Source organism: Streptomyces sp. NPDC126510, assembly GCF_040302345.1.
Lineage (GTDB): Bacteria > Actinomycetota > Actinomycetes > Streptomycetales > Streptomycetaceae > Streptomyces.
This window is the reverse complement of record NZ_JBEORR010000051.1, coordinates 24,127-41,635: the sequence shown is the minus strand read 5'-3', so window position 1 is coordinate 41,635 and position 17,509 is coordinate 24,127. Positions and strand designations below refer to the sequence as shown.

16 protein-coding genes are annotated in these 17,509 nt (G+C 62.2%); 12 read left to right on the top strand and 4 right to left on the bottom strand.

The genetic code is table 11. The features are described from left to right. The first annotated feature begins 334 nt into the window (after positions 1-334). From ABTX60_RS40490 to ABTX60_RS40465, 6 genes are all read left to right on the top strand, one after another. Positions 335-658: an NYN domain-containing protein gene (locus tag ABTX60_RS40490; protein ID WP_351944480.1), complete on the top strand. Its 324-nt coding sequence runs from the start codon at positions 335-337 to the stop codon at positions 656-658. Positions 659-752: 94 nt separating this feature from the next. Beyond that, the gene (locus ABTX60_RS40485; RefSeq protein WP_350834936.1) at positions 753-1,169 is read left to right on the top strand and encodes a hypothetical protein; all 417 of its coding nucleotides are present in this window, start codon (positions 753-755) and stop codon (positions 1,167-1,169) included. Between the two features lie 184 nt (positions 1,170-1,353). Further along, positions 1,354-2,043, top strand: a complete 690-nt coding sequence (locus ABTX60_RS40480; RefSeq protein ID WP_081377651.1) for an 8-oxoguanine DNA glycosylase OGG fold protein — start codon at positions 1,354-1,356, stop codon at positions 2,041-2,043. 132 nt (positions 2,044-2,175) lie between these two features. After that, positions 2,176-3,459, top strand: a complete 1,284-nt coding sequence (locus ABTX60_RS40475; RefSeq protein WP_003945410.1) for an IS256 family transposase — start codon at positions 2,176-2,178, stop codon at positions 3,457-3,459. Between the two features lie 298 nt (positions 3,460-3,757). Further along, positions 3,758-4,198, top strand: coding sequence for a helix-turn-helix domain-containing protein (locus ABTX60_RS40470; protein WP_241199208.1), 441 nt, complete (start codon positions 3,758-3,760; stop codon positions 4,196-4,198). A 413-nt stretch (positions 4,199-4,611) separates the two neighbouring features. Next, on the top strand, positions 4,612-5,238 hold the full coding sequence (locus tag ABTX60_RS40465) for a TetR family transcriptional regulator (RefSeq protein ID WP_081377650.1): 627 nt from the start codon (positions 4,612-4,614) through the stop codon (positions 5,236-5,238). A gap of 135 nt (positions 5,239-5,373) precedes the next feature. Here the strand turns inward: ABTX60_RS40465 and ABTX60_RS40460 are convergent, their stop codons facing one another. Together ABTX60_RS40460 and ABTX60_RS40455 are read right to left on the bottom strand one after the other, a co-directional pair. Beyond that, entirely contained in the window at positions 5,374-5,589 is a 216-nt protein-coding gene (locus ABTX60_RS40460) for a hypothetical protein (protein WP_073513685.1), read from the bottom strand. Between the two features lie 315 nt (positions 5,590-5,904). Next, positions 5,905-6,486 (bottom strand): hypothetical protein, encoded by a 582-nt coding sequence (locus ABTX60_RS40455; RefSeq protein ID WP_073513684.1) that lies wholly within the window; start codon positions 6,484-6,486, stop codon positions 5,905-5,907. Between the two features lie 440 nt (positions 6,487-6,926). On the opposite strand from ABTX60_RS40455, the gene ABTX60_RS40450 reads away from it, so the two are divergent. Together ABTX60_RS40450 and ABTX60_RS40445 are read left to right on the top strand one after the other, a co-directional pair. Next, a complete protein-coding gene (locus ABTX60_RS40450; RefSeq protein WP_064113952.1) occupies positions 6,927-7,172 on the top strand; it encodes a hypothetical protein in 246 nt (81 codons plus the stop codon). Positions 7,173-7,735: 563 nt separating this feature from the next. After that, positions 7,736-8,098 carry a hypothetical protein gene (locus ABTX60_RS40445; RefSeq protein ID WP_350834933.1) on the top strand — a complete coding sequence of 121 codons (363 nt, stop codon included), beginning with the start codon at positions 7,736-7,738 and terminating at the stop codon, positions 8,096-8,098. Between the two features lie 124 nt (positions 8,099-8,222). Here the strand turns inward: ABTX60_RS40445 and ABTX60_RS40440 are convergent, their stop codons facing one another. After that, on the bottom strand, positions 8,223-8,831 hold the full coding sequence (locus tag ABTX60_RS40440) for a hypothetical protein (protein WP_351944446.1): 609 nt from the start codon (positions 8,829-8,831) through the stop codon (positions 8,223-8,225). A gap of 242 nt (positions 8,832-9,073) precedes the next feature. Here ABTX60_RS40440 and ABTX60_RS40435 point away from each other — a divergent pair, with 242 nt between their 5' ends. From ABTX60_RS40435 to ABTX60_RS40425, 3 genes are read left to right on the top strand one after another with little or no spacing between them, the layout of a single operon-like run. Beyond that, on the top strand, positions 9,074-9,961 hold the full coding sequence (locus tag ABTX60_RS40435) for a replication initiation protein (protein WP_064114090.1): 888 nt from the start codon (positions 9,074-9,076) through the stop codon (positions 9,959-9,961). After that, a complete protein-coding gene (locus ABTX60_RS40430) occupies positions 9,958-10,251 on the top strand; it encodes a sigma factor-like helix-turn-helix DNA-binding protein (RefSeq protein WP_064114091.1) in 294 nt (97 codons plus the stop codon). Before ABTX60_RS40435 ends, ABTX60_RS40430 begins: the two co-directional genes overlap by 4 nt. After that, positions 10,238-10,564 (top strand): hypothetical protein, encoded by a 327-nt coding sequence (locus tag ABTX60_RS40425; RefSeq protein ID WP_064114092.1) that lies wholly within the window; start codon positions 10,238-10,240, stop codon positions 10,562-10,564. The genes ABTX60_RS40430 and ABTX60_RS40425 overlap by 14 nt, the downstream gene beginning before the upstream one ends. An 894-nt stretch (positions 10,565-11,458) precedes the next feature. Here the strand turns inward: ABTX60_RS40425 and ABTX60_RS40420 are convergent. Then, the gene (locus ABTX60_RS40420) at positions 11,459-12,235 is read right to left on the bottom strand and encodes a ParA family protein (protein ID WP_064114095.1); all 777 of its coding nucleotides are present in this window, start codon (positions 12,233-12,235) and stop codon (positions 11,459-11,461) included. A gap of 273 nt (positions 12,236-12,508) precedes the next feature. On the opposite strand from ABTX60_RS40420, the gene ABTX60_RS40415 reads away from it, so the two are divergent. Further along, positions 12,509-17,458: a DEAD/DEAH box helicase gene (locus tag ABTX60_RS40415; RefSeq protein WP_350834930.1), complete on the top strand. Its 4,950-nt coding sequence runs from the start codon at positions 12,509-12,511 to the stop codon at positions 17,456-17,458. Positions 17,459-17,509 lie beyond the last annotated feature (51 nt).

Sequence of the window (17,509 nt, the reverse complement as noted above, 5' to 3'; positions counted from 1 at the left end):
AGTGAGATGCCCAACCGTTCCACAGCCCTGATCCAGAGCCTGAATACACTGCTCACTCCCGAACGCCTCGCACCGTACAAGGCCGCGGCCGGAGACGACATCGAAGGTGCACTGGATCTCTACGAATGGAACAGTCGCATCAGCGCTGCAGTGTTCGAAGACCTCGGTTACCTCGAAGTCGCGCTACGCAACGCCTGCCACAACCAGCTCATAATCTGGAATCAGCGCGAAAACAACGACGTGCCTTGGTATTTCAGAACAATATTCGGCCAGGAATCCCAGAAGGACATCGAAAAGGCTCGCCGGCGCTCTACTCGAACTGCCGATGTTGCGGGTGTATTGGTACGACTCTGCCCGCAACGGGATCCCGGACGCGCAGCAGGAACGCATCGGCGAACTCCCGAAAGTGAAGCTCCGACTCGGACGGTTCGGCGTCAACGGCGAGCAGAAGGGCGTCGATCTTCGGATCGGCCTCGACCTGGTGGCCCATGCCCGCAACAGGGCATCCGATGTGTTCTTCCTCGTCTCCGGCGACGACGACCTCGCCGAAGCAGTCGAAGAGGCCCAGGTGCACGGAGTGCAGGTCCTGCTGCTCGCGGTACCGACCGCCGACGGTAAAGCGCACGGCGTGAGCCGGCATCTGGTCCGCGGCCGATGACCTCGACAACATCGACGGCGCGGCGCTCGATGCCGCAGTGGTCAAAGTCGATCGCCACCCCGGGCCGGCGCCGAGACCCCCGCACCGGCCGTCGATGTCGACGACGACCGCAGCGGCGGCGCACCCGCCCACTCGCACTCCCCTCGACCTCGCGAGGCCTCAGCACACCCCGACAACGCCGCGACCGACATCGGTTCTGGCGTACAGTGTTTCAACGGGATCGCCCGCCCACAACCCGCACGGGTACGGTGACGACAACGACGAGCACGGCCCACTGATCGACGACGTCGTCTCCCGCGTTCTCACAGCGTTTCAGGAAAGCGCGACCGGTGAGGACCAACTCGAACTTCAGGCGGCGCGGCCCTCGATTCCACCGGACATCGACCGCGCACTTCTGCGGGACGCCTGCGACGTCACCCAGAAGTACGACCTGGACGAGAAGATCCGATACCGGTTGCGGGCACGGTTCTGGACGAAGTACGACCACTCCTGCGCCACGCCGCGAAGCTGACACACACCGACCCCGACGAACACCAGAGCACCGGCGCGAAAAAATGCAGTGCTGCAACAGATTCCGAACACACTGGACTGTCGGTGGGTACTGTCACGATGTTCCCATGGACCCCCGTGATGAACCGTTGACCGTTCCCGACGACTGCGTTCGGTGGTGCAGCGCCCGCGATCAAGGTCTTGCGGTGCTCGACGACATGGCCCTCGTCGACCTCGACTGGTGGAACACCCGCCTCGATCGCCACCGGATCCCGGTGCGGATCGCCGGCCACGACCGCGACGGACACCAGATAGACACCGGGACAGCGTATCTGAGCCGCAGTGATCTTCAGTGCGAGAGCGGCACCCTCGAAGTCGACGGTTGGCGGGATCTGAGCGCCCTCTACCTGTGCGCGGCGTGGCTCTACGCGCACCCGCACCGGGGCCGGGCACGGCGCTTCGTCGACGTCCGCACCCCGAGCACCCCGGATCAACCGTTCCGGGTCATCACCGAAGCGTTCGCCGCGTGCGAGCGATCCCCGGCGCTGACCGACGCCGGCCCGTTCCGGCAATGGTCCGGATGGCCGAAAACCCCCGGCGTCGGGCCGTCACTGTTCTCGTTGTACTGCTGGGCCACCCACCCCGACAGCATCTGGCGACCGCAACTTCTCGATCAACAATCCGTGTCGACCCTGCTCCAGCACGGCTGGCTGGAAAACCCCTCGGTCCCCCAGTTCACCGTCGCCCGCTACACCCGCTACACCGACCTGCTCCACCACTGGGCCCGACAAGCCGACACCACCGCCGAACTCGTCGAAATGTGGCTCACCCACCACTGGCGCACACAGATCACCGACGCCGACCGGGTGCGCCGCGCTCACCGCAACAACACCTGAACCCACACCCGTCGAGGCACCGGAAAAGACGGGCCCACCTCCCCGAACAGTCTCAGCCGGCGAACGGGGGGCGGCGCGATCTCATCGGGACTGTAAGAACAACGGTGTAACTCTGAAAGGAGATACGCCACTATGACTGATGTGATTGATCGTGAGACAGAGACGAACTCGGCTCAGCCGGGTATCAGCGATGCGCGGCTCAAAGAGCTGGTCGAGCAGGCGCGAGCCGAAGGGCTGCAGTTGACCGGAGATGGTGGATTGCTGTCGAAGCTGACCAAGCTAGTCGTGGAGTCCGCGCTCGAAGGCGAGATGGACGACCACCTCGGATACGGCAAGAGCGACCCGGCAGGCAGGGGCAGCGGCAACTCCCGCAACGGTAGACGCACCAAGAACGTGTTGACCGAGGCCGGCCCGGTCGAACTCGAGGTGCCCCGTGACCGGGATTCCTCCTTCGAACCGAAGATCGTGGCCAAGCGGCAGCGTCGGCTCTCAGGCGTGGAGGACATGGTGATCTCGTTGTCATCCAAGGGTTTGACGACCGGTGAGATCGCTGCACACCTGGCCGAGGTGTACGGAGCCGATGTGTCCAAGCAGACGATCTCGACGATCACCGAGCGGGTGATGGAAGGCATGGCCGAGTGGCAGAACCGGCCGTTGGACCCTGTGTACCCGGTGCTGTTCATCGACTGCATCCACGTCAAGATTCGCGAGGGCAACGTCGCCAACCGGCCGATCTACGTCGCGATGGGGGTGACTGTCGACGGCACCCGCGACATCCTCGGATTGTGGGCCGGTGAGCACGGCGACGGGGAAGGGGCGAAGTACTGGCTTCGGGTGTTGTCCGAGCTGAAAAACCGTGGTGTGCAGGATGTTCTGATCGTCGTGTGCGACGGTCTCAAGCATCTACCCGACTCGATCGAGCAAGTGTGGCCACAGACCATCGTGCAGACTTGTGTGGTCCATCTTCTCCGTAACACCTACGCCTATGCCTCCCGCAAGGACTGGTCCGAGATCGCCAAGGACCTCAAACCCGTCTACACGGCGCCGTCGGAGCAGGCCGCGCTCGACCGATTCGCAGAGTTCAGTGACAAATGGGAGAAACGCTATCCCGCGATCATCAGGCTCTGGACCAATGCCTGGGCTGAGTTCGTGCCGTTCCTACAATTCGACAACGCCATCCGGCAGGTCATCTACACGACCAACGCCATCGAAAGTGTCAACGCCCGAATCCGCAGGGCTATCAAGGCCCGTGGACACTTTCCGACCGAGGCCGCGGCCTTGAAATGCGTGTATCTGGCCATCATGAGCCTCGACCCGAAAGGCACCGCCCGCCAACGCTGGTCCAACCGATGGAAGGCAGCACTGAATGCCTTCGAGATAACGTTCGACGGACGGCTGTCTGCCGGACGAAAGTAGTTAGAAATCAATCAATTACACCGTTTTCTGGACAGACCCATCTCATCCGATACAGTCCCAAGGTTCAGCGGCTGGGGAGCCGGCATCGGCCGACGGCCCGTCGGTATGGGGAAGGGGAGAGTCGGCTGTTCAGGGCATTGTGCGCAACCGCAGCGATAAGTCGAGGGAAATTCGCATTCTGTGCCCGCATGGTGGAACCGTTCGGACACGGCGTGCCCGGCGTGCCGAGCGGCGGTCGGCCCCTGGTTCTCGTTTTCCGCTCGGTACTGTTTTCGGCCTTTTCGACGTGAGGAATCGTATGTTCGCTGACCGGTTGAATATGTTGTTCGAGGATTCACCGCGACTCGGTCACCCCGTCACCCAAGCAGAGGTGGCAGACGATCTGACAGCCGGCGGCTGGCGTATGTCGCGGCCCTACTTGTCTCAGTTACGCCGAGGTCTGCGGACGAGCCCTTCTCCGGATGTCGTTGCCGTGCTTGCGGATTACTTCGGAGTCGATCACGACTACTTTTTTCGGCCGGCCGGCAGCGAGTCCACGGACGCGTCGGCCGTCATCGACCGGCTCGAACAGGGGCCGCTGCGGCGCTTGTTGTCCTGCGTGGACGGTCTTTCCGAATCGTCCGCAGGGCTGGTCCTCGACATGGCCGAACGTTTGCGGCGCGCAGAGAAGTGTCCGGCAATCACTGCGGGCGACGGGTGCCACCAAAAAAATCTGACGTCCGGCCGAAGGCGAGTCTGAGATTCACACACGACCACCGATACCGAAACCTCGCGCGGGTCCTGGGACTGGCGCCACCCATTTGGGTCGATTCCGATACGCCCAAGCTCCTGTTTCGTCGGTCGCTGTCGGGTCGGGTTTCTCGGTGCCGCCACACTTGGGGTCGGCTACATCGGAGGCTGCTGCTCTCGCTCGATCGGGATTTGTGAGCTTGTGGCCGTGACGGTCCTCGATTGTTCGGCACTATTGATCTCGACAAAGATGTGACGGCTTTGCCGCCCACGATCGGGAAAAGGGAGTTCACTGATGGGCATGGCGAGTACGGGGCCGCGCACGGTCGTGCCCTCGGGCGTTCGGAATGAGCTGTACGAAATTCTGCGGAGCGGTGGTCCTCGCACCGCCCGAGACCGAGCGACCCTGATTGGACTGGTGAGATGACCGAGCGCAACGGGACGTACGTCGTCGCCGACCGTAAACCCTTGCAACCTCGAGCCGAACGAACGCGAGGAAAACTCCTCGCCGCGGCAGCCGCACGATTCGACGCCGAAGGCTACACACTCGCCAACGTCAACACCGTCATCGCCGACGCCGAAACCACCAAAGGTGGAATGTACTTCCATTTCGCATCCAAAGAATCGATGGCGCAAAACCTCATCGAAGAATGGTCCCGCGCGGTGCACCACGCTTTCGCAGATGCCAAAGCGACCCGATCTACCGCCCTGGCGCAGGTGGAGATGATCTTTCGGATACTCGCCCGCCGCCTCGACGCGAACCAGATCCTCCGGGCCGGAATGAAACTCAGCCTCGAACCCTCGATCGAGGGCTCGCACCAGACCTACCTGCGGTGGGTAGAGAACACCGACGACCTCGTCGCACGCGCCATCGAGGCCGGCGACGTCCGTGAAACCCCGGCGGTACATCGACTCGCCTGGAACCTGTGGGCGGGAACAATCGGCGCCACACAAGCGATTCCCGCGGACTGCGACGAGGTCAGCCTGTCGACCCGAATCGACGATGCCATCGCAGCGCACTTCTCGTCCATCGCGACCAACCACATCTGACATCGAGACCGGCAACACCTCCGGCGAAGACGCGAACCGCGCCGGGTCGGCAAACCCCCACCGCGTGCTGCACCGCATCGGACAGCGTCGAGGGCATCGGAAAGGACGGGCACACCCGGCTTCCCCCGGGCGGTCTCAGTCGGCGGGTGGGGGTGCGCTCGAGGCGATATCGGATCGTCGCCGGATGATCGCATCGAGGGCATCGCACAGGCTGATGCTCTCCTGCAGCAGCTGCATGAGCAGTTGTTGGCTGTGCTCGTCCATCGTGCGGCCCTCCACCGCCATGATCGGGGTGAGCGCGGCGAGCTCCGAATCCGCCTGCGCCTCGGTCACACCTCGCTGTGCCGCCACTACCGCTCTCCTCTCGCTCCCTGATCCAGTCCACCGTCATCGACGGTGGCTCCATCCCATCACCATCAGTACATCGGTGGAGGGAACGACAGCGAGCCTGCCATCGTCGAGTGCTGATTCCACACCATTTTCGTGGACTCCGCGCGGGCCTGAAGCGGTACCACCCTGGCGGATCAATGCCCGGAACGGCCGGCTTCAAGCCTCCGCCGCGCCGGCGACATGGACGTCGACGACATGATTTCGTTCGGCCCACGCCGCACCTACCCGTCGACCCTTGTCGTGAACGGATCGGTGCATCTCACCCACACAGCGCAACTATCGGCGGACGTGCGCGGTACGGATGAGGTCTGCCACAGCGCGCCGGGTCCGGTCGTGCCGGGGGTCGTGGGCGAGGTCGCCGGTACGCACGCGCTCGGTGAGTGCGGCGATCACTTCCGCGCAGGCGCGGGGACTACCCAGCACGATGGGCACCGCCGTCTTCGGGTCCGGCGCAGCGGGGCTTTCGGTCCGGTAACTGATGAGGCCCACGGCATGCGGGGGGACGGTTCGGCGGAACGTCGCCCGCAGATCGTTGATACCCCGGTACAGCCGGTCGAGGTCGGTGAGGGCGACCTCGTCGGCAACGAGCCTGCGTTGCAGAGCGCTGAGCACCGACAGTGCCGCGTCGATGTCCTCGGCCGCGCGGGCCGCCGCGACGGTCGCGCTCATCCGCTCCGGAACCGGTTTCTCCACCACCCGCGTGTGGTCGCGGATCTGCAACCCGATCGCGCCGCGTTCGCCGGCGCGACGCTCCTCGGAGGCGAGTTTGCGGCAACGATCCGAACACCACCGGGCCGGCCGGCCACGTGGCTTGACGGTGACCGAGTTACCGCAGCGTGGGCACAGGTTCGGGTCCATTTCGTCAGCATAAACATTTCGTCGCCCGAAAACATTGTCAGTCTCGTCACCTGAATGCAAGAGGTGTGTGGCACCTGGGGCGAGCGAGAAAGAACCCTTCGGGATAGAGGGCGGTAGAGATCGGTAGAGATCGGTAGATGTGGGCAGAAGCGCGTGACGAGCGAGCACGGCCAGGAGAGCAGCGCGGGCGATGAGAAGGCGTCGAGAACTGGGGAGGTAAGCCGGGAACGGCACCCGAGCCCGGCAGGTTCATCGCCTGGTGCCGAGGTCCGGAACGGCGTCCGCCGCCTGAAAAACATTTCGTCGCACGAAAGTACGCCCCCGCAGTCTGAAATTCAGCAAGAGGTGTGTCTGAAATATCTGGGTGAGGTCGTCACGGACAGCGACGCGCGTTGCCATGGACCCTTTCAGGGAGTAGGTCGTTGTCGGCAGGTGCTGCGATGCTCGAAGGCGTGCAAGAAATTCGGGTGAAAGTCAGTCGATGGGAATCGCGCCGACTGTGGTGGCGCGCCGGCACCCGGGCGCCGGGGTTGGTGCTCCACATCGAGGGATACAGCACCCCGACCCAGACCTACCGAACCCGCGATCTCGACCGCGCCCGCGCGATGGTCCTCGACTACCTCGAGGTGATCGGGAAGCCGGCACCGCCCGACATCGCCATCTGCTGGATCGAGACCGGCACATAGCCGAGACCCTCGGCGGCCCCAATCGAAGAACACCGGCACGAGCACGCCGGAGCGTCTCGCGGCTTCGCAACAGAAACCCCGCGCTGGGCGGGCGCGGATGTGATGCCGGAAACGACGCGTGACCGATTCACCGGCAGATTCTGTCGAGCTGCTCTGCGCGTGAGCGACCGTAGCCAGCTCTCTGGTCGACGGTTATCGAGGTGTCGGTTTCTCGTTGCCCAGCGCAGCGCCCCGGACACCGGGACGCGGCCGGCAGGCCGCGGTAGCCGACTTAGGGCACCTAAGTTTCTATCTTGCTCCGTTGCCTCCCCCGCGGAGTTCGGCGCGACCGCTCGCGCACCCGACCGCACGGGCGGAATCCAAAACCACGGGGTTTTGCAATATCTTGCTCTGCTCGAGGTGCTCTGCTCGAGGAGGGCGGCGCACGGGGAATCTGCCCGTGGTGTCACCGCGCGATCAGCCCACCGACACGAGGACGGCCGCGGGTGTGGTGCTCGGATCAATGCCGACGCGATGCGCACAACGCCCGCAAAGCAGCCCGCGCCGGCGTCGTCGGAATGCGCGTGATCCGGCAGACGGAGACCGTCGCACCCTCGGCCCCACCCGTGCAGCCGACCGAAAGACCCGGCGCCGCATCCGAGACGTTCGACCCCGCCGACGCGCTCCTGCACGTCACCCACTCCCCCGAACTGATCGCCCGCGTCCTGCGTGTGGTCACCGCCAACCTCGGCCCCCGCAGCATCGACCGTCAACTCCCCGGCCCCATGCACGACGCCGCCGTCGAACTCGCACCGCTCCTGGCCGATTACATCCGGCGCACCCGTGCGCCGGCGGCCGAGGCGACACCGAAAAACGGAGCCGCCGCTGCCTTGTCTCGTCAACAGCGGCGGGCACTGCAGCGCAGCACCGGAAAAAGTCGGCACTGACACCCGACACCGAAAAACTTTCCACCCACCCCGCTGTGGCGATGCCTCCACGTGACGATGCGAAACGAGACCACCGGATTGACCGGGTCGATCAGTGTCCGTGCAGATCGCTGATCACCCCTCCCTACGTCTGCCGCCGCAGTGAAGGTTGCAGAAGCAGATACCTGAGTCCGAAGGACTGCGTACCGCCGTAGTCCCGCCACGAACACCGATACCCCGATTCGAACCCCAAGCTCTCCCCGACCCGGTCGTTCTTGAGCTGCCACTGCAACGATCCGGGTTCGACACGACGGCCCTCCCACAACCGGAACTCGTGCGCCTGCGAGCGCACCGTGGAATTCCGCTCACTCCAAAACGGGTAGTTCGTCAACGTCAGAGAAGCCCCGGCCTCGACACTTCCGTCGAGAATGAGCCGTTCGACGCGTTGAGCGTCCCGCCAGGTTGCCGCCGTATCGAGATCCGGCGCCCCCGAAGAAGAAAGCTCGAACACCTCACCGTCGACGTCCGCCAGCAGACGCTTCTTCGGGTACTTCAGCTCCAACGCGATACGACGACCACCGAGCCGCCCGAGCACATCGACCGCCAGCCGAGACCGTCCGCCCACCCGCTCACTGACGGCCACCTTCTTCTCCAACCGAACCTGCTCCACCTCATCCGCCATCACCGTTGCCAGCGCAAGCTGGAAGTCGCTCTCCGAGTGGAACAGAGGCCGCTCTTTACCGAGTCGTTCCATCCACGACTCCACGTACGGTGCAAGATCGAACATTCAGCAGCTCCACTTCGATAGACGGATGCTCTCCAGACCCGGTCAGGGAAATTCCGTAGACGTAGCTTTCCAGCAGGAGGCCAAGCGCGCGGATTTTGGGTGGGGGGCCGGGATACCTGATATGGCTTGGCACGTCCCACCCGAATAATTTTCTATATGGCTCGGCGTGTCCGACCTGAATAGTGATCGTGATGCGGCACGCTGTCCCCATGGACACCTCGGGGGCACTGTTACTCAATGACACGCAGTGGGCTGACGAGGTACTCCTCCCACACCGCCCCTACGCGACGAACTACCTCGAGCGTGGCCAGTACCGGATGCACCGCGACGACGCCCTGACGATGCGTTACGTCGAGCACTCCCCCCACGCACTGCTCGGCTCGATCGTCATCGACTGCGACCATCCAGATGCGGCGATGCGAGCCTTCGAGAAACCCTCGGACCATCCCGCCCCGAACTGGGTCGCCCAGTCCCCCTCCGGACGCGCGCACCTCGGCTGGTGGCTCGGACCCAACCACGTCTGCCGCACCGACTCCGCCCGCTTGACCCCCATTCGTTACGCGCACCGCATCGAGACCGGGCTCAAGGTCTCCGTCGGCGGCGACTTCGCCTACGGCGGGCAACTCACCAAAAACCCCATTCACCCCGACTGGGAAACCATCTACGGACCGTCCACTCCGTACACGCTGCGGCAACTGGCCACCATCCACACCCCCCGCCAGGCACCCCGCCGCCCCGATCGCGCGGCCGGCCTCGGCCGCAACGTCACCATGTTCGACACCGCCCGCAAATGGGCCTACCCCCAGTGGTGGCATCACCGGAACGGCACCGCCGATCAGTGGCTACGTCTTGTCCTGCAGCACTGCCACGCCGTCAACACCGAGTTCGCCGATCCCCTGCCCTTCGTCGAGGTTCGGGCGACCGCGTACTCCATCGGTAAATGGATCTGGCGCAACTTCGACGAAGCCGCCTACCGCGCACGCCAAGCTCACCTCGGACGTAAAGGTGGCAAGGTCATGACACCTGCAAAGATCGAAGCAAACCGGAAACGAGCCACGAAGTTCGATCTCGCCACAGCAATGGAGTACGCGCTATGAGCCAAGGTGGAGCACGAGCCAAGCAACGTCGAACCATCACTGCACGAGAACTCGCGGAACGCCTGGGGTCTTCCGAGCGAACCGCTCGACGCCTCATCGCCGAACCACGGGATGAGTTCCTCGAGCGCGCCAAGGTCCGCCGTGACCGCGTGGTGTCACTACGAAACCAAGGCATGAAATACCGGGACATCGCCGAGGAAATGGACATCACCATCGGAGCCGTCGGGCGGATACTGCATGACGCCCGCAAAATCGAAGAGAAGGAAAACCCGGTCCGTGACGCCTGCTGACCTGAGCGGTCCCCCGTGGCAGCCGAACCCTGCTCACTTGCGCGCTGCGTCTACCGTGCCGATGCAGTATCCGAGTGCACTGATCCGCACTATTCATTACGCGCTGAATTTCCTCGACCGTGAACTCGCCGAACACCCAGAAGACGAGATGATGGCTCAAGCCGAGACCCGCGACGTCTACAGCCTTCTCGTGGAGATCACCGCGGCTCTGCATGGTCTCAGCTCCGAAGCCGATGTCACCGACGAGCAGATCCAGAACGCCCGGTACTGGATGCTCGGACAGTTCGATAATCCTCTTAACCCCACTACGTAGGACTGTACTTAGGACTGAGAGCAAACTGGCTTGCATCCTGGTCCAGGCATCGAATACTCCAAAACTCAAAATTTCTAGAAAGCTTTATTGTTAGAAACAATCTGCAACCTGCAAAATATCCGTTCAACCAAGGACGAGGAAAGATGCCCCCCACTAACTACGCAGCCTGCAAGCACAGCGCCACCTTGAAGGTGACGGATGAAGCTGTCCTGAGCATGCTGAGAGGACTCGCTCAGTACTGCGAATCAGGAACCTACCCACAGATCGCCTGGGGAGGCACCAAAGTCAATCACTGGCTGGCAGCTCGTAAGCACGCCACCTTCCGGTTCACGCAGCCCGACGACCGGGAATTCTTTATCAAAGAGGCAACCCGGCTACTCCCTGCAGAAACATGGGAGCTCACGATAACTAGCGACCACGATCCAGCCACGCCGCAGCGCAGGTAGGTGGTCCGGGTAGATCATTACCTCGCTACAAGAAGAAGACCCTGATACGTGGTGGCCTACTCAAGACGAGTGCACCGCGAGTTCCAACTGATCACCAAACTAACCTGCGTGCCTTCGCCTTCGTGGTATGGGCTACACCAAGAAACTCTAGAAAGTTATTTTGTTAGAAACGATGATTGTACTTGCGTTTCTTGGTTGTTGAGCCACTGCCAAAGCGCCTCGTACACAGCGTCCTGCATGCGGATCCCTCGCTGTGCGCAGGCGGTTTTGACCATTCGCTGCAGATCAGGCGGAAGCCGGGTCGCGAAAGCGGTCACCGTGGCGTCCTTTGGAAGTGTGGGCGGCGCCGCCGCAACCTCCCGAGCGAGTTGCGGAGTAAATGGGTGGGGTCTAGCGGTCTCGGTGACTCGTGGTGTTGCGAACGCGGATGGCTTCTTCTTGGCGGTACTCATGCGACGGTCACCGTAGAGAGCACTCGGTCCAGAGCCGCGTCGAATGCAACTGTCACCTCATGAACTGCTGGACGGACGCTGTGCACCGGGAGATGGTCACCAGTAGCTTCGGCGACCGCAGCACGTTGGGGGACCACCATCGGCAACACCATCTCTCCCAACGCCTCCCGAATTTCGCTGGCCCGATGCGTAGCTTCTCGACCCTGCGCCGGAACCCTGCCGAGCAGGACACCGGAGACGGTGAGGCCGGGGTTGTAGTAGCGGGTAATCGTCTCTATCGCGTCCAGAATCTTCGACACTCCACGGCTAGCCATGAACGATGGTTCAGTCGCGATCAGTGCAGTGTCGGCGGCGATGAGAGCATTGGAAACAAGTTTGCCGACGCTGGGAGGGCAGTCGATCAGCACCAGTGGGTATCGCTGGCGAAGATCGTCGGAGTCGAGCGCTGCTCGCAGACGCTGTTCGACTCCAAGCCCGGAGACCGCGTCCAAGTCGGCCAGATCCAGATCCGAGGGGATCACGCTGACGTGGTCCCACGTCGAGGTGTGCACCGCATCGGCTGCGCTACCGCGAAGCTCCTGAGCGAGTAAATTCGCGGCGGTCTTGCCTGCGAGCGGGTACTCGATACCGAGCGCCTCTGACGCGTTGCACTGCGGGTCGAGATCGATCACCAGAGTTTCGATCCCGCGGGCGCTCGCTGCTGAGGCAAGCCCGAGCACGGTGGTGGTCTTGCTAGACCCACCCTTCTGATTAACAACAGCAACCACAGTCATAACCAATACTCTAACAATCTAAATTGTTAGAAATAGCTATCTAGCATGCGTGTCGAACGACCAATCCCCAACAGTCTCCGTAGAAACCTCACTCGTTTCAGTCGCGCGGACAAGTAGTCGTCGAGCGCTGCCTCTCACACCCGTCCTTACGAGACCTAGTGATTCGTACGCCGTCTCCTAGGTGCGAAAAGAAATAGCACCTGCGCTGTTCCTCGACTGAGGGGTGGGCAAGGATGATCCGAGCACGTTTGTTGTCGCGGAGGGATTGGGTTCATGGGTTCAGTGCACGAGGTCATCGAGGCGTTTCGGCAGGCACCGTCGAATTCGGAGCGGGGCACGAAGTTCGAGCAGTTGATGGTCCGGTACTTCGAACTCGACCCACTGCTCTCGCAGCAGTACGAGAAGGTGTGGCGGTGGACCGACTGGCCGGGCCGCAAGGGCAAGCCCGACACCGGTATCGACCTCGTCGCCCGTGAACGCGACACCGGCGAATTCACCGCGATTCAGTGCAAGTTCTACGAACCCACCCACACCCTTGCCAAAGGCGACATCGACTCCTTCTTCACCGCATCCGGAAAAACGCCGTTCTCCAACCGGGTCATCATCTCCACCACCGACCGCTGGGGCAAGAACGCCGAAGACGCCCTCGAGGGGCAGTCAATCCCCGTGCAGCGGATCGGGCTGGCCGAGATCGCGGAATCGCCGATCGACTGGGACATCGCCTGGCCGCAGGGCGAGCTGCAGGTCAACCTGGCCGAAGCGAAACGTCACGAACCCCGCCTGCATCAACAGTCCGCCATCGACGCCGTCTTCGCAGGCTTCGAGGCCGGAAACGACCGCGGCAAACTGATCATGGCCTGCGGTACCGGTAAAACCTTCACCGCCCTCAAGATTGCCGAACGTGCAGCGTTGGAGAACGGCGGCAACGCCCGGATTCTGTTTGCGGTGCCGTCGATCTCGCTGCTCTCGCAAACTCTGCGGGAGTGGACCGCGCAAACGCAGTTGGATCTGCGGGCGTTCGCGGTGTGCTCGGACACCAAAGTGTCCCGCTCGGCCGAAGACGTCAACATCCACGACGTCGCGATCCCCGTCACCACCGATCCGGTGAAGTTGGCTGCGGAGATGGCGCACCGTAAGCGCGCCAAAGGTTTGACTGTGGTGTTCACCACGTACCAGTCCCTGCCCACCGTCGCGAAAGCACAAGAGCTGGGGGTGGATCCGTTCGATCTGGTGATCTGCGACGAAGCGCACCGCACCACCGGCGTCACGCTGTTCGGTGAGGACGATTCGAACTTCGTCCGCGTCCACGACGCCGACTTCCTCAACGCCGCCCGCCGGCTGTACATGACGGCGACACCGAAGATATTCGTGGACGACGTCAAAGAGAAGGCGGAAGAGCATTCCGCCGAGCTCACCTCGATGGACGACGAAACCGTTTACGGTCCCGAGTTCCACCGACTCTCATTCGGTGAGGCCGTCGAGCGAGGTCTGCTCACCGATTACAAAGTGATCGTGCTGACCGTCGACGAATCCCTGGTGGCAGCGCCGCTGCAGGATCAGCTTGCCGGGGTGCACAGCGAACTACGGCTCGACGACGCGTCGAAGATCATCGGCTGCTGGAATGCACTGGCCAAGCGTGCTGGCGAAACCCCCGAAGGAACAGGCTTCGCACCGGGTGCGGCGCCGATGCGCCGCGCGGTCGCGTTCGCGAAGGACATCGCCGCGTCCAAGCAGGTCGCCGAAGTGTTCCCCACTGTTGTCGATGCCTACCGCGATCTACTCGAGGGCAGCGAAAATGACGGGCGCACTGTCGATTCCACCAACCTGGACTTGACGTGTTCGGTGCACCATGTGGACGGCACGTTCAATGCGCTACAACGCAACGAGCAACTCTCCTGGCTCAAAGCCCCCCTGCCAGAGGGGGAAGCCCGGATCCTGACCAACGCCCGCTGCCTCTCCGAAGGAGTCGACGTACCGGCGTTGGATGCGGTGATGTTCCTGCACCCCCGCAACTCTCAGGTCGATGTGGTGCAGTCCGTGGGCCGGGTGATGCGCAAATCCGACGGCAAGGATTACGGCTACATCATCTTGCCCGTTGCGGTTCCGGCCGGTGTCAGCCCGTCCGAGGCGTTGTCGAACAACACCCGGTTCAAGGTCGTCTGGCAGGTACTCAATGCGCTTCGCGCGCATGATGATCGGTTCAATGCGATGGTCAACTCCATCGCATTGAACGCCACCTCGGACAAGAAGGACGGTAAGGGCAACGATCGCCTACTCGGTGGGCGCATCGGACCCCTCGTCGAGGTCGGCGAGAGCTTCGACAACGGCAGCCGTAGCAGTGGAAGCAGTGCTGACGTCGCTTCCACCAGTGCAGATTCTGCCGAAGGTGCCACCCCCACCGGAGACTCCGGTGGGGGGATGGCAACGCAGATGGCGTTGTTCTCCCTCTCCGAATGGCAGGAAGCGATCTACGCGAAGATCGTCGACAAGGTCGGCACCCGCGCCTACTGGGAAGACTGGGCCGGCGACGTCTCCGACATCGCCGCCGCGCAGATCACCCGCATCAACGCCCTCCTCGCCGGCGCCGACACCTCAGTCGCCGAGGAGTTCGAGCGGTTCCTCACCGGACTGCGCGACAACCTCAACGATTCGATCAGCCGCGACGACGCGATCAGCATGCTTTCGCAGCATCTGATCACCAAACCGGTATTCGATGCCTTGTTCGCAGAGCACGACTTCGCCTCCCATAACCCCGTCTCGCGGGTGATGCAGTCGATGGTCGATACCCTCGACGACACCGGGCTAGAAGCGGAAACCGCCGGCCTCGACGGCTTCTACGCCTCCGTCCGCGTCCGCGCGACCGAGGTGACCAGCGCCGAAGGCAAGCAGAAAGTCATCGCAGAACTGTATGAGCGATTCTTCAAGATCGGGTTCAAGAAGCAGTCCGACGCCCTCGGCATCGTCTACACGCCGGTGGAGATCGTCGACTTCATCCTCCGCGCCGCCGACGCAGCCTTGCGGGATTCGTTCGGGCGTGGTCTGACCGACGAAGACGTGCATGTCCTGGACCCGTTCACGGGAACCGGTACGTTCATGACGCGGTTGCTGCAGTCCGGGCTGATCAACCCCGAAGATTTGGCGCGTAAGTACACGAACGAGTTGCACGCCAACGAGATCACGCTCCTCGCCTACTATGTGGCGGCTGTGAACATCGAAACCACGTACCACGCGCTCGTCGATCAGGGCGGCGACGCAACATACATGCCGTTCGAGGGTATCGTCCTCGCCGATACCTTTCAGATCACCGAAAACGGTGACAGCCTCGACTCCGAGATGTTCCCGCAGAACAACGATCGCATCATCCGCCAGAACGCCACCCCGATCAACGTCGTGATCGGAAACCCGCCGTACTCCGCTGGGCAATCGAATGCCAGCGAAAACAATGCGAATCGCGCCTATCCCACGCTCGACCGCGCCATCCAGAGTTCGTACGCGGCGAAGTCGACTGCGACATTGAAGAGCAAGCTGTACGACTCGTACATTAGGGCGATCCGGTGGGCGACGGACCGTATCGGTGACTCCGGCGTAGTCGCCTATGTGACAAATGGAGGGTGGATCAACGGAAACACCGCCGACGGAATTCGCTTGTCACTGGCCGACGAGTACTCGACTATCTACCTCTACAACTTGAGAGGAAACCAGCGCGGCGACTGGAAAAAGGAGGGAGGCAAGGTATTCGGCGAAGGCTCACAGGCCACGATTGCGGTTCTCATTGCGGTGAAGGATCCTTCTCACAGTGGACCGTGCCGTATCCACTACCGCGACATCGGTGACTACCTGAGTCGCGAGGAGAAGCTGGCGATTGTTGGCGGAGCAAGCCTCAGCACAATTGACTGGGCCAGTATCAACCCAAATCCTGAAGGGGACTGGGTCGATCAAAGGAACGCAGCATTCGGCGCATATACACCAATAGCAGTCAAGAAGACCGCGGGAATCGAGACAACTTTCTTCGCTGATTACTCTGGTGGATTGAAGACCAACAGGGATGCCTGGGTTTACGCATTTTCGCGCGAAGCCCTTGGAGAGAAAATCAAGGGCACGGTCGACTTCTACAACGAGCAGGTTGACGCCTATGAAGAAGCGGTGAAGAGCGGCTCTCAGTCTGGCGCCAAGGACACTGTGTCCTACAACGACAAGCGAATTAGCTGGTCGTCAGGGTTGATTCCGAAAGTTGAGCGTGGCCGGCGCCTCCAGTATCAGTCCGAACATCGCCGAGTTAGCGTCTATCGGCCCTTCTGCAAGCAGTACGCGTACTTCGACGACGATCTCAACGATCGGCGAGGCAAGCTGCCCCGGATGTTTCCGACTCCGCAACACAGGAACATCGGAATCTACATCCCGAATCCAGGAAACCTTGCTCCGCAGTTCATGTGCCTCATGACTGATTCAATACCGGACCTCGGTGCCGCCGGGATCAGCGCAGTCAACTTCTATCCCCGCTGGACCTACGAGAAGTACGAATCTCCGGACTGCGAGCTCGATCTCGCTTCCTCCGACACACTCCAGGTCGACGAGCACGGATACCGCCGTATCGACAACATCACTGACGGAATCCTCGCGCTCTATCGGGACGCGTTTGGCAACCAGGTCACCAAGGACGACATCTTTTTCTATGCCTACGGCCTGCTGCACGATCCGGCGTATCGCCAGGCTTACGCGTCAGATCTGAAGAAGATGCTCCCGCACATTCCGACACCCGAGTCCCGAGAGCGGTTCGAGCAGTTGCTCTCCGCCGGTCGTCGCCTGGCAGATCTGCACGTCGGCTACGAGAGCGTCGATCCGTATCCCCTTGACGTACAACTCAAGACGGGCTCATCGGCCGAAGACCGTGAGACGTGGCGGGTCTCGAAGATGAAGTGGGGCAAGAAGAAAGACCCCGAGACCGGCAAGAATGTAGACGACCGCACCACGCTCGTCTACAACCCGAAGGTCACCATCTCAGGGATTCCGGAAGAGGCTGAGCGGTACATGCTCGGCTCGCGTTCAGCGCTGGCGTGGATCATCGACCGCTACCAAGCCAAGACCGATAAAGCCTCCGGGATCGTCAACGACCCCAACGACTGGTGCGACGAACACGACGACCCCGCCTACATCGTCGACCTGATCAAGCGTGTCACCACCGTGGCAGTCGAGACCATGAAGGTAGTCGACTCGCTCGAATAAGGAGAAGCCGAAAGATCAGTAACAGGCGAGTGCCGATCTCCGGTAGCCGTT